This window comes from Virgibacillus necropolis, assembly GCF_044793635.1.
GTDB classification, from domain to species: domain Bacteria; phylum Bacillota; class Bacilli; order Bacillales; family Amphibacillaceae; genus Virgibacillus_F; species Virgibacillus_F necropolis_A.
Genome location: NZ_CP084992.1, coordinates 977,022 through 991,761, shown reverse-complemented (window position 1 = coordinate 991,761; position 14,740 = coordinate 977,022). Strand labels below are relative to the sequence as shown.

The window sequence follows — 14,740 nt, the reverse complement described above, 5'->3', positions numbered from 1 at the left end:
TTGTTAGCTTATAGCATAATGTATAACTACATATAAAAATGTTTACCAAGGGAAACTTTGATAAACATGTACAACAAAAGAGGAGGATGAATGATGTCCGAAGAAGTTATTCTTGCGTTTTTATTTACCTTGTTTGCTGGTTTGGCAACCGGAATTGGAAGTGTATTAGCTTTTTTTACAAAAACAACAAACACAAAATTTTTATCATTTGCTTTAGGATTTTCTGCAGGTGTAATGATATATGTGTCTATGATAGAGATTTTCGTAAAAGCACAAGATGCCTTAATTGGTGATCTTGGGAAAGTTGCCGGCAGTTGGCTAACTGTAAGTTCATTTTTCGGTGGAATATTAGTAATAGCACTAATTGATCGTTTTGTTCCGAAGCAATCCAATCCACATGAACTGAAGAAAGTAGAAGATATGAAGGACTCAAGTAAAGCAATCCATAATCCAGACTTATTAAAAATGGGGACATTCACCGCCTTAGCGATCGGAATTCACAATTTCCCTGAAGGCATTGCAACATTCACCGCAACATTACAAAATCCAGAGGTCGGTTTTGCAATTGCTGTAGCTATTGCTATTCATAATATACCTGAGGGAATTGCAGTGTCCGTACCAATTTATTACGCAACAAATGATAAGAAAAAGGCATTCAAGCTATCATTTTTGTCGGGATTATCTGAACCAGTAGGAGCTGTTCTGGCGTTTTTAATTCTCATGCCTTTTTTGAATGATGTAATGTTTGGTGTAATATTTGCAGGTGTAGCAGGGATCATGGTATTTATATCACTTGATGAATTGTTACCGGCTGCAAAAAAATATGATGAAGCACACACATCGATTTATGGATTGGTTGGAGGTATGGCATTAATGGCGGTTAGTTTGTTGTTATTCATCTAAATCGACGTGCTGCGGCTTATTATGATTGGAATAAACTAGAATCTTTGATAAAATAAGTGGACGTAAGCAGTAGGAGGAAACACTATGCCAAAAGGACTTGGAAAAACACTAGCTCAAAATAAAAAAGCATCCCATGATTATTTTATTGAGGAAATATATGAAGCAGGAATCGTACTACAAGGAACAGAAATAAAGTCCATTCGTGCTGGTCGCGTAAACATTAAGGATTCACATGCAAGAATCGATAAGGGTGAATTAAAGCTAATCAACCTGCATATTTCAACCTATGAACAGGGAAATAGATTTAACCATGACCCAACTCGAACGCGGAAATTACTGTTGCATCGGAAAGAAATTGATAAATTAATCGGCGTAACACAGCAACAGGGTTATGCATTGGTACCACTAAAGATTTATATTAAAAATGGCTATGCAAAAATCCTGATTGGTGTAGGTCGAGGAAAGAAAAAGTATGATAAACGGCAAGATCTGAAGCAGAAGCAAATGAAGCGTGACATCGACCGTGCTATAAAGGACCGTGAGTAGAAAGACCTATAGGTTGTTGCAATTTAAGCTGAATATGCTATAATAAGTACTGTAACAAAAAAAGCTAACACAATTTAATAGATGCTCAATTTTTTCCGAGCGCTTCTCTTAACGGGGACGTTTAGGATTCGACAGGGATAGATTGAGCTCAGGTTGCGCGTCGAGGTTACGGCTCGTAAAACGTTACTCGCCTAAATATAACTGGCAAAAATAATCAACCTGCTTTAGCAGCTGCGTAAGTAGTTCTAAAGCGATCCTTCCTGCATTCGCCCGTGATGCAGATTGAAGGGTCTCAAATGAAGCGGGCTACACTATTATCCTCCGTCTGCGGATAGTGGTTGAAACTAATCAGACTAGCTACATTGAAGCCTGTTGGTAGGCCGAAATGCTAGCGAATGATAATATACCAACTACACGCGTAGAAGCTTGAGTGGCGATATCCTTGGACGTGGGTTCGATTAGTAAATAGTCGCCTTTTGTAGTAATACAAAAGTGATAATCCGGCTTTATCGGTGAAACCTAAGTTGCTTATTAGATAATGAATTCAAAATATAAACAAATTAGAAGCAAGCAGATCGATGCGGTGTAGTCTTGAGGACCGGAATGTAGTTGACTACATGAGGACCGCAAAGACAAGCCAACGAAGAGATGCGCAGCTTATCATTTGGTTAAATTTTGAATATCCACTAAGTAATAGGGCAATGCCGAGCGGTATGTGGAGCAATCCAACAGCCGTGTATCGACTTATAGACTGCCATTCATGGTAGTACTAGGATGCAGAATCCGGCCTTCATAAGGTAAATATATATTCTGCATAAGACGCCGGAGAGCCTAATAATGATTAGGTTCAAGATATAGTCAGTGCCATGTCGAAAGCATGGAAGAGCATGTCCCACCGTCTCCACCAATACATATGTTGGTGGTTTTTTGTTTTACAATGAACTATAAAATCGAAAGCAATGAAAACAAAAAATTAAACTTATCATTTAAAAAGCCTTTCAGCATTTTTGCTGAAAGGCTTTTATGACGGTCAATGAAATGTAAAATGATAAGTTAATACTCCTGATCATACCGATTCACTTCAAGCAAATCAATCAATTCAACGTCAGGGTTTTTATCTTTAAACCATCGAAGCGCATATTCGTTTCTAAATAATACAATGTAATTTCCTTCTCGATCACGGACGAGTAAGTTCTGCTCATCAAAGAGAGATTCATCTACTTGGTCTGCCTGTAGCCAGCGGGGTACTTTTTCTCCAATTGATTCTAACAGGACTTCCACATTGTACTCGTTTTTCATCCGATATTTGAATACTTCATATTGCAGCTCACCTACTGCTCCTAGAATGAATGATTCTGTGCGGTGTCTATAATATAATTGGATTGCACCTTCCTGTACAAGCTGTTCAATGCCTTTTCTATATTGTTTGGACTTCATCACGTTCTTTGCTGTCACCTTTTTAAATATTTCTGGTGGAAATTGTGGTAATTCTTCATATTCGAAGTCATCTTTACCTTCAATTAGAGTGTCTCCGATTTGATAGACGTTCGGATCATAAATACCGATAATGTCACCTGCATACGCTTCCTCGATTGTATCCCTTGAAGATGCAACGAATTGCTGTGATTGTGCCAGTTTAATCTGTTTGTTGTTTCTTGCGAGCTTCACAGTCATTCCACGTTCAAATTTACCGGAGCATACACGTAAAAACGCAACTCTATCGCGATGTGAAGGATTCATATTGGCTTGAATTTTAAAGATAAATCCAGAAAAATCCGGGCTATCTGGAAGAATGGCTCCGCTTGTTGATTTTCTCGGTGTAGGTGCTGGTGCCATAGAAATAAAGGTATCAAAAAATGTTTGTAGCCCAAATGGCGCTAAGGCACTTCCGAAAAATACTGGCGTTTGTTTTCCAGATAAAACAGCATTTAATGAAAACTTATCTCCGGCTTCATCCAATAAAGAAAGTTCATCTTCTGCTACTTGATATTCTTCCAGGGATCTCATTTTCTGATGTTCAGGATTATCTAAATCTGCGTATGGAATATACGTTTCTTCTTCATTTCCATTATATTGAACAAATTGTTCTTCGTGGCGGTCAAAAACTCCGAGAAATCGTTTTCCCATTCCCACTGGCCAACTCATCGGATAGGTCTCGATATCTAAAACCTGCTCGATTTCTTCCAATAATTCGAGTGGCTCTCTTCCTTCACGATCCAATTTATTTATAAAAGTAAAAATAGGTATACCACGCATACGACAAACCTTAAATAACTTTATCGTTTGTGACTCGATCCCTTTCGTAGCATCAATAATCATGACAACGCTGTCTACAGCGGTCAACGTTCGGTAGGTATCTTCACTGAAGTCCTCGTGACCAGGAGTATCCAGGATATTTACCTGGTTTCCATCGTATAGAAAGTTCATAACACTTGATGTGACCGAGATTCCACGTTGCTTTTCTATTTCCATCCAGTCTGATGTAGCAAATTTTCCGGATTTTTTACCTTTAACTGTTCCGGCTGATTGAATTAAATTTCCAAACAGAAGTAATCTTTCTGTTAATGTTGTTTTTCCCGCATCAGGGTGCGATATGATAGCAAATGTTTTTCGTTTATTAACCTCATCATGTAGACTCATAAAAAAATCCCTTCCATTTCTATACTTTGTTCGTTTTTCATCGTTATACTTGTATTCGGGGATTTTAAGTTTACATTGGGATAATTCTCCTTTAATTGCTTATTACTACCATCAAAAGATAGCATGATTAGTGGATTTAAGTCAATTAACACAACGCAAGTAGCAATCCATCCAAGTATGGAAAAATCTCTCTATTATAAAATGCACGAAATTGACAAATCCTACTTATGAAAAGGAGGTTATGTCATGGATCAGCAATTAAGAAGTTTTATGACTCCAAGTGTTTTTACAATTACTGAGACGCAATCCGTACAAGAAGCAGCAGCCATCATGAGTGAACATAATATTGGGGCAATCCCAGTTACCGATAATAATGGTCAGATGGTCGGGATTATAACGGATCGTGATATTACATTACGCACTACAGCACAGGGGGAAGCTTCACAAACACCAATTTCCCAGGTGATGACTGCTCAACAAGTAGTACAGGGGACACCAGACATGGACGTTCATCAAGCAGCTGAATTAATGGCCCAACAACAAATTCGTCGTTTACCTGTTGTTGAAAATGGACAAATTGTCGGGATGGTTGCATTAGGTGATCTGGCTAGTAATGAACAACTTGGAAATGAAGCAGGACAGGCGCTTTCAAGTATATCGGCACCTTCAAGTCCTCAACAATAGGTGTGAAATGATATTAATATAAAGGTAAGGGAAAAGAACGTTAAACATTGATTTATGTTTGACGTTCTTTTCACATTTTCTATAGAAGTTTTTTAGTTAATATTGAAACTTAATAATTTCTTTCATGTATTATTTGTGTTGAATTTTGGAAAAATACAGCATTTATCGATAGAATAGTAGTGAAAGGAGAGATTATTTTGAATACATATCCGAACATGAATGAAACGAAAGAACTTGTTAAACAACTGGTTTCCATACCAAGTCCTTCAGGCAACACCAAAAAAGTAATACAATTTGTTGAGGAATTTTTAAAGGAATTGAAAGTAGAAACAACGCGAAATCGTAAAGGAGGTTTAATCGCAACACTTCCTGGAACAAATAATAAAGAACATAGAATGTTGACTGCACATGTTGATACGCTAGGTGCAATGGTTAAAGAAGTTAAAGATAATGGACGTCTTCGTCTCGACCTTATTGGCGGATTTGGTTATAACTCGGTTGAAGGTGAGTATTGTGAAATCCATACTTCTACAGGAAAGATTTACACGGGAACAATCTTAATGCATCAAACTTCAGTTCATGTGTATAAGGATGCTGGAACTGCTAAGCGTAATCAAGAAAACATGGAAGTCCGAATCGATGCGCAGGTCGAAAATGATAAAGAAATTCGTGCACTTGGAATTGAAGTAGGGGACTTTGTTTCGTTTGATCCCCGCGTCCAAATTACGGATAATGGCTTCATTAAATCTCGCCATCTAGATGATAAGGCAAGTGTTGCCATCCTATTGCAGCTGATAAAACGATTAAAAGAAGAGAATGCAACACTGCCATACACGACTCATTTCCTCATTTCCAATAACGAAGAAATTGGCTATGGTGGTAATTCAAATATTCCAGAAGAAACCATTGAATATTTAGCTGTTGATATGGGTGCTATTGGTGATGGTCAATCGACTGATGAGTATACAGTATCCATTTGTGTAAAAGATTCAAGTGGACCATATCATTATGGTCTACGCAAACATCTTGTTGAGTTAGCAGAGTCAAATAATATTGGCTATAAATTGGATATTTATCCGCACTATGGATCAGATGCATCCGCAGCTATTGCGGCAGGTCATGATATTATTCATGGACTTATTGGACCAGGAATTGATTCCTCCCACGCATTTGAAAGAACACATGTGTCATCATTGGATTATACAGAGCGATTGCTTTACCATTATATTTTTTCCGGCATGGTTTCAAATTAAAGTTATTCCTTGAGCAAAAGAACTTACCAATGATGGATAGCTACACATTAACTGGAAATGTCCGACCTACGATTCGCTATTTCTATTAAAACAATGATTTTCAGGCGGTATGCGGACATACAATCCTTTATTTCACATATATCGAAGTGAAATAGGGGTATTTCTTCCAGATAAGGGACCTGGTGTCCGTTTAACACCTTAATATTGTTTGTTATCTATAAATAGCGTATCTGATGTCCGCGAAGAACGGTTTTAGTCGGCCCTCATCACCTACCACCGCTGCGAGGTCTTTAGACTCGTGCTGTTCCCACAGGAGTCAACTTGTCCGCAGCGAAAATCAACTGTCATAATAGTGTAAATTCAAGTTCTAGTCAATGAAGTGATTTCTATCATTCCATTAATGGACATTGCACCAGCGGAGTGTTTTTCCGGAGCGGTACGGTATGCTATGACACAGTTTAATAAAATTTGGGTACAATTCACACTAAAATCTTATTGGATATTTAACTGAAAATACTACTATGCCAACAAAAAATGACCATCAAAGCATCGCGTTGATGGTCATTTTATTGTGCATTTCTAATGTTCGTGATAGGTAATGGTACCCGTTAAAATAGTGGGAGGTTCCTTTTTTACAAGGATTTCAAATAATATTCTGAAATCTATCTTGACTTAGTGATGGTCTATGGAGGATAATAATAATTAGTAATATACTTACATATCTAATCAAACATGGGGTTGTCATTTATGGGTCAAAGAGGAAGAAAAAAAGGAGCGAATGGGGAACAGAGTAGAGACCTATTACTGAAAATTGCTGCTGAGGAATTTGCTCGTAAAGGCTATTATGAAACGACAATAAGTACCATTGTTAAACGGGCGGAGTTAACACAGCCCACATTCTATCTTTATTTCCGAAGTAAGGAAGAGATTTTTCAAGAACTGATCCATTCATTTCGTACTAATTTATTTGGACTTGTTGGAAAAAGCCGTCTTGAATCGGGAATTGAATTAAAATCTTTACCGGATAAAATCAAAGAAGGGTTAACTGCGATATTTACCTTCTTTATGAAAAACCCGAATTTAACATCAATTGGATTTTTTATTGCACCAGAAGCGGAAGAAATGAAAAGTCAGTTAGCAACTCAAATAACGGATAACCTTAAGAGTGAAATGGATGAAGGTTATTTCCAATCAATCGTTGATATAAGAATTGTTGCGGAAAGTTTAGTAGGTATAATGGAGCGTTTAACTGTCACTAAATTATTTACGGGATTAAAAGGGCCAGAGAGGCTTGCAGATGATATAGTAAATCTTTTATTATTTGGGATCATTTCCAATAATAATGACAGGTAACTGTTATTATTCGTATCCGTGTAAACATGAAACGGCTGGGTACTAGGGTAAAAACAGCAGAAATCCACATTTCAACCAAGATAAATATTCTTATAAAACAAGGGTTCCTTGTCGTTTTAAAAATTTAAGGGAGTTGATTATGATCAAGAGTTCGATGAAGGAATCGCTGGAGAATAGTCTTGATGAAGAGTGGGTTGATCTTGTTTTACATGCAAAAAGTGCAGGGCTAACTTCAACAGAAGTTAGAAAGTTTATCATAGAACACCGAGATTTTAGGAGTAAAAAAATTTATCTGCAGTTTATCCAGGACAAAAGGAATTAAATTGTTAACTATACTGAGTTATGTCATAGTCAATATACTTATCGGACTTACCACTAATGGTAGGTCTTTTTTGATTATTTTACTTGTGGTACATATAATTATAGTAAGACATTAGGTTCATAGTGGAAAGAAGAAATTATAGAATACATGTTTTGTGAGTAGTATAGATAGTAATGCTTTTTAGTTGTGGAGGGTATCGTATGCTTAAAAAGGTCGGATTCTTACTTATTTCTCTAGCTGGAGTTCTGGTTATCAGCTGGTTTTTAGGTGATGAGAAAAATCAAGATAAAGACAGTTCCGATAAAGCTCAGTTTCCCGAAATCGAGGAAAAACCGCCGTCCAATCCAGATGATGAACATAGTAGTACGGATACATTAATCAATGACATTTTTACGCTAGCTAAAAAAGGCAAGGTGTTGCATACATCAATAATTGCTGGCAAAACAAAAATACAGGATGTATACAAAAAGTGGGGAGATCCAGAGAAATCGACTAAAACCCCGAACGGCTATTATGAAACTTATTCGGCATACAATGTAACGGTCGGTTATCAGGGTGACCTTATTTTTGATGTACGGTCATATCATTCTGAGTTGCAAAAAATACACTTAAACCAAATCAAAGCGGCTCATGGTGTTCCAGACGATGTCCGCTATTATAAAGATAAAACACATGATCAGATTATTCTTGTTTACCATGTTAATGAAAACTATCAACTAAAATGGATTTTGCCAAAAGGTGAAGAAAACCCTGAAGTGCATCATGTTTCAGTTTTCACACAGGTAAGTAACCAGAATAAAAATGAAAAATCATTTTCAAAAGTCATCGAAAAAATGAGTCTTGATGAAAAAATTGGTCAGATGATTATTGCTGGCATTTCCGGTACTACAATCAATTCAACTACTAAATCATTAGTGAACAAGCACAAAGTTGGAGGATTTATTTTTTACGCGAACAATCTCACAAGTCCTAAGCAAACCAAGAACCTACTCAATCAGATAAAAACAGAAAATGAAGAAAACCTACTGCCACTCTTTATGAGCATAGATCAAGAAGGGGGAGCGGTTTCCAGGCTGCCTGGGGATCTAATTAATTTTCCTGCGAATAAAGAGATTGGAACGGTAAACAACGCTACGTATTCCTATGAAATAGGTAAACTTTTAGGAAAAGAAGTAAATGAATTTGGCTTTAATGTTGACTTTGCGCCTGTGCTTGATGTAAATAGTAATCCAAATAATCCTATTATCGGAAATCGCTCATTTGGTAATAACCCTGAGATCGTAAGCAAGTTAGGGATTCAAACCATGAAGGGAATTCAATCACAGGGGATAATTTCGGTCATTAAACATTTTCCGGGACATGGTGACACATCTGTTGACTCACATTTAAAATTACCGAAAGTCAATAAAAGTCTGGAAGAATTGAACAACCTAGAACTTATCCCATTTAAAAATGCTATTTCCAACGGCGCTGACGTTGTAATGGTTGCTCATATTTTACTACCAAAACTTGATCCAACAAATCCATCATCTATGTCTAAAAAAATTATTACCGGCATCCTAAGAAAGCAACTTAATTTTACCGGGGTCGTGATCACGGATGACATGACCATGGATGCAATAACAAACAATTTTAACATTGGTGATGCTGCTGTTAAATCTGTGAAGGCAGGTAGTGACATTATTTTGGTAGCCCATGACTATGACAAAATTACGTCCACAATAGATGCATTAAAAAGTGCTGTTAAACAAGGTGAAATATCGGAGGGAAGAATCAATGAAAGTGTACGTCGAATCATTGAATTAAAACAAAAGTATGACTTAAAAAATAAAAAAGTAGAAAACATCAATGTAAATGAACTGAATCAATCGATAAAAAAAGTGCTTAATAAGTATGAGTAAAATGATATGCTATAGGTATTAAACTCAACAAACAAGGTGTAGATAAAATGGATGATCCAATTAATATTTTAGTAGTTGAAGATGATAATGATATTAATCAATTGTTATGTAACATCATAGAAAAAAGCGGTTATCTGGCACAACCTGCTTATTCAGGAACAGAGGCAATGATTTATTTGGAAAAACAGGATTGGGATATGGTACTGCTGGATTTAATGCTTCCCGGTATGACAGGAGAGGAAATACTTGCAAAGGTCGTTGAACAAAAACCTGTCCCTGTTATTATAATCTCAGCAAAGTTAGACCAGCAGACGAAAATCGATTCGTTACGAACAGGTGCAGATGATTATATTACCAAACCCTTTGATATTGATGAGGTATCTGCAAGAATTGATTCGCACCTAAGGAGATACAGGCGCAACACGGAACCCCAAACAAGGAAAGAATTAATATATAAGGATATTTCCGTTGATACAGATTCCAAGACAGTGCAGGTAAACGCGAATGTGCTTACTCTTACTGCACGCGAATACGCAATTCTAGTTATTCTTTTATCATCTCCTAAAAAAATATTTACGAAAGCCAATTTGTTTGAAAGTGTCTGGAATGAAGAGTTCCATGGTGATGATAATACGATTAATGTTCATATGAGTAACCTAAGAAATAAGTTATCGAAGGCCAATCCGGAAGAAGAATATATCGAAACAATCTGGGGGATGGGTTATCGACTTAAAACTTAAGGTTTTCTTAAGGATTGTCTTAAGCCTTTCTTATGTTTTCGTTTTTATAATTAAACTATACATGAGGGAGGTAAACGGGTATGGACGATTATGTACTTAAAACAAATAACCTAACAAAGAAATACAAAAACCAATTTGCTCTGGATAAAGTTGACCTTTCAATAAGAAAGGGTTCTATATATGGTTTTATCGGGCAGAATGGGGCTGGGAAATCAACGTTAATAAAAGTGGCTACAGGACTTGCTTTTCCTACTAATGGTTCGGTCGAATTATTCGGTGAAAGCAATGGGCGTGAACTTATTCAAGCCCGGAAGCGAATTGGTACAATCATTGAAGGGCCAGCATTGTTTCCAAATATGACCGCAAATGAGAATTTAGAGGCTCATCGACTTCTAAAAGGGATTCCAGGAAACGATAGTATTAAAAAGATACTTACACTAGTTGGATTACAAGGGACCGGTAAAAAGAAAGCAAAAAACTTTTCACTGGGCATGAAGCAGCGGCTCGGCCTCGCAATTGCTTTACTAGGTGATCCAGAATTTTTAATTCTTGATGAGCCAACCAATGGATTAGATCCAATGGGTGTTGTTGAAATGAGAGAGCTATTATTAAAGCTTAATCGTGAAAATGGAATTACCATTTTAATATCCAGTCATATTTTAAGTGAACTCCATTTACTTGCGACCCATTATGGGATTATTCATAAGGGAGTGTTGCTTGAGGAGTTAACAGCGAAGGACCTACATGAAAAATGTCAACAATACCTGCACATTAAGGTAGATAATTCGAACAAAGCAGTAACTATGATTGAAAACGAACTTGTTACCACCGATTTTGAGGTGATGCCTGATGGTACGATCAAATTATACAGCTATGTTGATCAACCAGGTAAAGTCTCGCAAGCGCTATCGGCTACAGGTTTGGTCATCGAACAGTTTATGCCGATGGGTGAAGACTTAGAAGGCTACTTTACCAACTTGGTTGGTGGTGTGCAGCATGGGTAATTTAATGAAAACAGAATTATATAAGTTGCGTAGGGACAGGTCTTTTTGGACGGTACTTATCATTTTATTCCTAGCCGCTATAGGCTGGACGTTGCTTGAATACCTGGATCATGATCCAAACTTAAATAGTGGTTTTGAAGTATATCTTGGAGCTTTTGCAGGTAATAACTACATCACAAGGATAGCACCTTGTATACTTGCAGGATTTTTCATATCAAGTGAATATTCCATGGGCACAATGAAAAGTATTACAGCTACTGGAAATAGCCGGATGAGGATTTTTTGGGCAAAGTTATTAGTCTTCTCATTCGGGTCAATCATCATTTCATTAATATTTCCTATTGTTGCAACAGGTACGGGAACGTTAATCTATGGTTTTGGCGAGTTGCCTCAAGGTATGGGAGTTGGCTATTTTGTGCAAACGATTGGATTATTAATTCTTTATGCAGCAGCATTTTCGTCCATTATGGCTTTATTCGCAATCATGATGACGGACAGTGGTAAGGCAATCGGGTTTTTAATTATATTTTTCCTCCTATTTGATACACTTTTTTATTTTATAGCTATGAAAGTATCGATAGTTGAGCCTGTTTTCAATCATTCAGTGTTTAAGCTGTTTGTAGAAATTACTCAGCCTAACGTAGGAAGTAATGAACTTTTTAAACTTATCTTTGTGCCAATTGTAACTTATATTGGTATAGGAATTTTAGGTAGTCTAGTATTTCGTAAAAAAGAAATAAAATAACAAGAAGAGGGCGGGTGGGAAACAATGATTTATCTAACGATTATTTCGGTTTTGATTGCAGTTATTTTTCTCATCCGTTTCTATCTTGTAAAAAAAGAAATGAAAAGTATTACGAAGCAGCTAAAAAACTATAATGATCATAAAGCCGAAAAGAAGGTAGATATTTCTTTTTTTGATAAGGATATTGAAGCACTTGCAGTGAGTGTTAATCGACAATTTGATTTAGTCGTTCAAGCAAATGCTGAGAGAAGACGAACTGAGGTGGAGTTAAAACAAGCGGTTGCGAATATTTCCCATGATATCCGTACACCTTTGACATCGATTTTTGGGTATATTCAACTTTTAGAAGCGAAGGATTTAACATCAAAGGAAAAAGAGGAATATGTAGGGGTAATTAAGGATCGGACAAAAAGGCTGCAGGTGTTGTTAAATGATTTCTTCGAGTTGTCGATAATTGAATCCACAGATCATTATTTAAAGCTTGAAACAATAAAAATGAACAACACAGTTTCAGAAGTGATAATGGAGTTTTATGACCAGTTTAATGAACATGATTTACAGCCATCTATAATTCTACCTAAAGAGGAAATTAGGATGATCGCTGATGAGTCAGCTACAAAGAGAGTAATGGAAAACCTTATCATCAATGCCATTAAACATTCCAGTGGAAATGTAACAATTCGTCTTGAGAAGCTTGAATCAACGGCTTTAGTGACTATTAGTAATGATACGAAACATTTTGATGAGAAGGATTTGGATTTGCTTTTCAACCGGTTCTACACAGCTGATCAAACGCGTTCAGGAAAAGGTACAGGACTAGGGTTATCTATTGCAAAAGGCCTAATGAAGAAAATGAATGGGGATCTTTCTGCAGAGTTTAAAGAGGGCAAATTATATATGAAATGTGAATGGAAAATTCAAAACTAGGAATTAATTTATTTTTCATTGACTTTTATGTTATAGATTTAATAGTATTATAATCTAATGGCATATCTTAATTATTTCATTGCTATACTTATTAGTGGACAATCAGTTAATTATTTGGAGGTAAATCATGCAAAACTGGATTACTGATTTTATGGAGCAATTTGGCTACCTAGGTATATTTTTAATGATGGCACTAGAAAATTTATTTCCACCAATCCCATCAGAAATAGTATTGCCTTTTGGCGGGTTTATGACTACTTATTCACATCTATCTGTTGTTGGTGTTATTTTAGCTGCAACAGCAGGATCTGTAATAGGAGCTATCATTCTCTATGGAATCGGACTAATGATTGATGTTGAACGGTTGGAAAAAATCGTTGACCGATGGGGTCACATTATTCGAATAAAAAAAGAAGATATTCAAAAGGCGGATACGTGGTTTGATAAGTATGGTTATTGGACTGTATTATTTTGCAGGATGATTCCACTAATACGAAGCTTAATATCAATACCGGCCGGCATGTCTAATATGAAATTTTGGTTATTCTTGCTATTTACTACAGTCGGTACGCTTGCCTGGAATATTATTTTAGTATCTGTGGGAGCTGCCTTAGGTGAATCGTGGGAAGATATACTAGAGTTTATGGATGTTTATTCTACTGTAGCCTATATTATTATTGCAACTGGAATGGTACTATTAGTCTTGTTATATATACGTAGATTAGCAAAAAGAAAAAGATAGATTAAGGAGTTTACACTAAATGGAGATAATTGAACTATTAAAAGCGCTTATCTTAGGAATGGTTGAGGGACTTACAGAATTTGCTCCCGTATCATCAACCGGTCATATGGTTATCGTCGATGACCTGTGGCTGAAATCAAAAGAATTTTTGGCATCTGAGTATGTTGCAAACACATTTAAGGTTGTCATACAACTCGGTTCGATACTGGCGGTCGTTGTTGTTTTTAGAAATAGATTTATCGACCTGTTAGGCTTAGGAAGAAGCAAGTCAGAAGCATCGAAAGGACAAGGTCGCTTAAAATTAACTCAGGTAATTGTAGGATTGATACCTGCTGGAATTTTAGGTCTTTTATTTGATGACTATATTGACGAAAATTTATTTACTACGGAAACGGTACTAATTGGATTACTAATCGGTTCCGTCTTAATGATTATTGCAGACTTATTTTCTCCAAAAGAGCCAAGAGTTACAACTGTTGATCAAATCACATATAGGCAAGCACTTACTGTGGGTTTGATACAATGTTTCTCTTTATGGCCTGGATTCTCACGGTCTGGGGCAACAATATCAGGTGGTGTTCTAACTGGTATGAATCATAGAACTGCCGCAGACTTCACCTTTATCATGGCTGTACCAATCATGATGGGAGCGAGTGGTGTATCGCTACTAGGTAACTGGCAGTATTTTACGATGGACGCATTGCCGTTTTTTATTGTTGGTTTTATTAGTGCATTTGTATTTGCTTTGATCACGATTAAGTTTTTCTTAAACATTATTGAAAGGGTTAAATTAATTCCTTTCGCCATTTATCGAATAGTATTAGTGGCTGTAATTTATTTGATTTATTTTTAAACAAAAATTCATAGTATTGATGAATGCCCCAACGATTGAGTTGGGGCATTATTTTTTTATAACTGTAAATAATAAGCAACCAAAGTAGTTTGTTTAATACCCATTAGGGGTATATGTTAAAAGACGA

14 protein-coding genes and 1 other RNA gene are annotated in these 14,740 nt (G+C 36.5%); 14 read left to right on the top strand and 1 reads right to left on the bottom strand.

The genetic code is table 11. From position 1 onward, the window contains the following. The first annotated feature begins 93 nt into the window (after window positions 1-93). The 3 genes from zupT (at window position 94) to ssrA (ending at window position 1,910) form a co-directional block, all read left to right on the top strand. Window positions 94-903, top strand: coding sequence for a zinc transporter ZupT (gene zupT, locus LG329_RS05015; RefSeq protein WP_404454146.1), 810 nt, complete (start codon window positions 94-96; stop codon window positions 901-903). An 84-nt stretch (window positions 904-987) separates the two neighbouring features. Further along, a complete protein-coding gene (smpB, locus tag LG329_RS05010) occupies window positions 988-1,449 on the top strand; it encodes an SsrA-binding protein SmpB (RefSeq protein WP_404454144.1) in 462 nt (153 codons plus the stop codon). 121 nt (window positions 1,450-1,570) lie between these two features. Next, window positions 1,571-1,910: a transfer-messenger RNA gene (ssrA, locus tag LG329_RS05005) on the top strand. Window positions 1,911-2,502: 592 nt separating this feature from the next. Here ssrA and LG329_RS05000 read toward each other — a convergent pair. Continuing rightward, window positions 2,503-4,089 (bottom strand): peptide chain release factor 3, encoded by a 1,587-nt coding sequence (locus LG329_RS05000; protein ID WP_404454142.1) that lies wholly within the window; start codon window positions 4,087-4,089, stop codon window positions 2,503-2,505. Between the two features lie 246 nt (window positions 4,090-4,335). On the opposite strand from LG329_RS05000, the gene LG329_RS04995 reads away from it, so the two are divergent. From LG329_RS04995 to LG329_RS04945, 11 genes are all read left to right on the top strand, one after another. Beyond that, window positions 4,336-4,773, top strand: coding sequence for a CBS domain-containing protein (locus LG329_RS04995; protein WP_404454140.1), 438 nt, complete (start codon window positions 4,336-4,338; stop codon window positions 4,771-4,773). A gap of 215 nt (window positions 4,774-4,988) precedes the next feature. Beyond that, window positions 4,989-6,026, top strand: a complete 1,038-nt coding sequence (locus tag LG329_RS04990; protein ID WP_404456409.1) for a M42 family metallopeptidase — start codon at window positions 4,989-4,991, stop codon at window positions 6,024-6,026. Window positions 6,027-6,773: 747 nt separating this feature from the next. Continuing rightward, window positions 6,774-7,379, top strand: a complete 606-nt coding sequence (locus LG329_RS04985; RefSeq protein WP_404454137.1) for a TetR/AcrR family transcriptional regulator — start codon at window positions 6,774-6,776, stop codon at window positions 7,377-7,379. Window positions 7,380-7,518: 139 nt separating this feature from the next. Further along, a complete protein-coding gene (locus LG329_RS04980; RefSeq protein WP_404454135.1) occupies window positions 7,519-7,701 on the top strand; it encodes an anti-repressor SinI family protein in 183 nt (60 codons plus the stop codon). Window positions 7,702-7,901: 200 nt separating this feature from the next. Continuing rightward, window positions 7,902-9,602, top strand: a complete 1,701-nt coding sequence (gene nagZ / locus LG329_RS04975; RefSeq protein WP_404454133.1) for a beta-N-acetylhexosaminidase — start codon at window positions 7,902-7,904, stop codon at window positions 9,600-9,602. A 47-nt stretch (window positions 9,603-9,649) separates the two neighbouring features. Beyond that, a complete protein-coding gene (locus tag LG329_RS04970; protein ID WP_404454130.1) occupies window positions 9,650-10,342 on the top strand; it encodes a response regulator transcription factor in 693 nt (230 codons plus the stop codon). A gap of 80 nt (window positions 10,343-10,422) precedes the next feature. After that, window positions 10,423-11,346 carry an ABC transporter ATP-binding protein gene (locus LG329_RS04965; protein WP_404454127.1) on the top strand — a complete coding sequence of 308 codons (924 nt, stop codon included), beginning with the start codon at window positions 10,423-10,425 and terminating at the stop codon, window positions 11,344-11,346. Beyond that, window positions 11,339-12,091 carry an ABC transporter permease gene (locus LG329_RS04960; protein WP_404454125.1) on the top strand — a complete coding sequence of 251 codons (753 nt, stop codon included), beginning with the start codon at window positions 11,339-11,341 and terminating at the stop codon, window positions 12,089-12,091. Before LG329_RS04965 ends, LG329_RS04960 begins: the two co-directional genes overlap by 8 nt. Before the next feature lie 24 nt (window positions 12,092-12,115). Further along, entirely contained in the window at window positions 12,116-13,018 is a 903-nt protein-coding gene (locus tag LG329_RS04955; protein ID WP_404454122.1) for a sensor histidine kinase, read from the top strand. A gap of 127 nt (window positions 13,019-13,145) precedes the next feature. After that, window positions 13,146-13,760, top strand: coding sequence for a DedA family protein (locus tag LG329_RS04950; RefSeq protein ID WP_404454119.1), 615 nt, complete (start codon window positions 13,146-13,148; stop codon window positions 13,758-13,760). 19 nt (window positions 13,761-13,779) lie between these two features. Next, complete coding sequence (locus tag LG329_RS04945; RefSeq protein WP_404454117.1) at window positions 13,780-14,613, top strand: undecaprenyl-diphosphate phosphatase; 834 nt, start codon at window positions 13,780-13,782, stop codon at window positions 14,611-14,613. The last annotated feature ends 127 nt before the right edge of the window (window positions 14,614-14,740 follow it).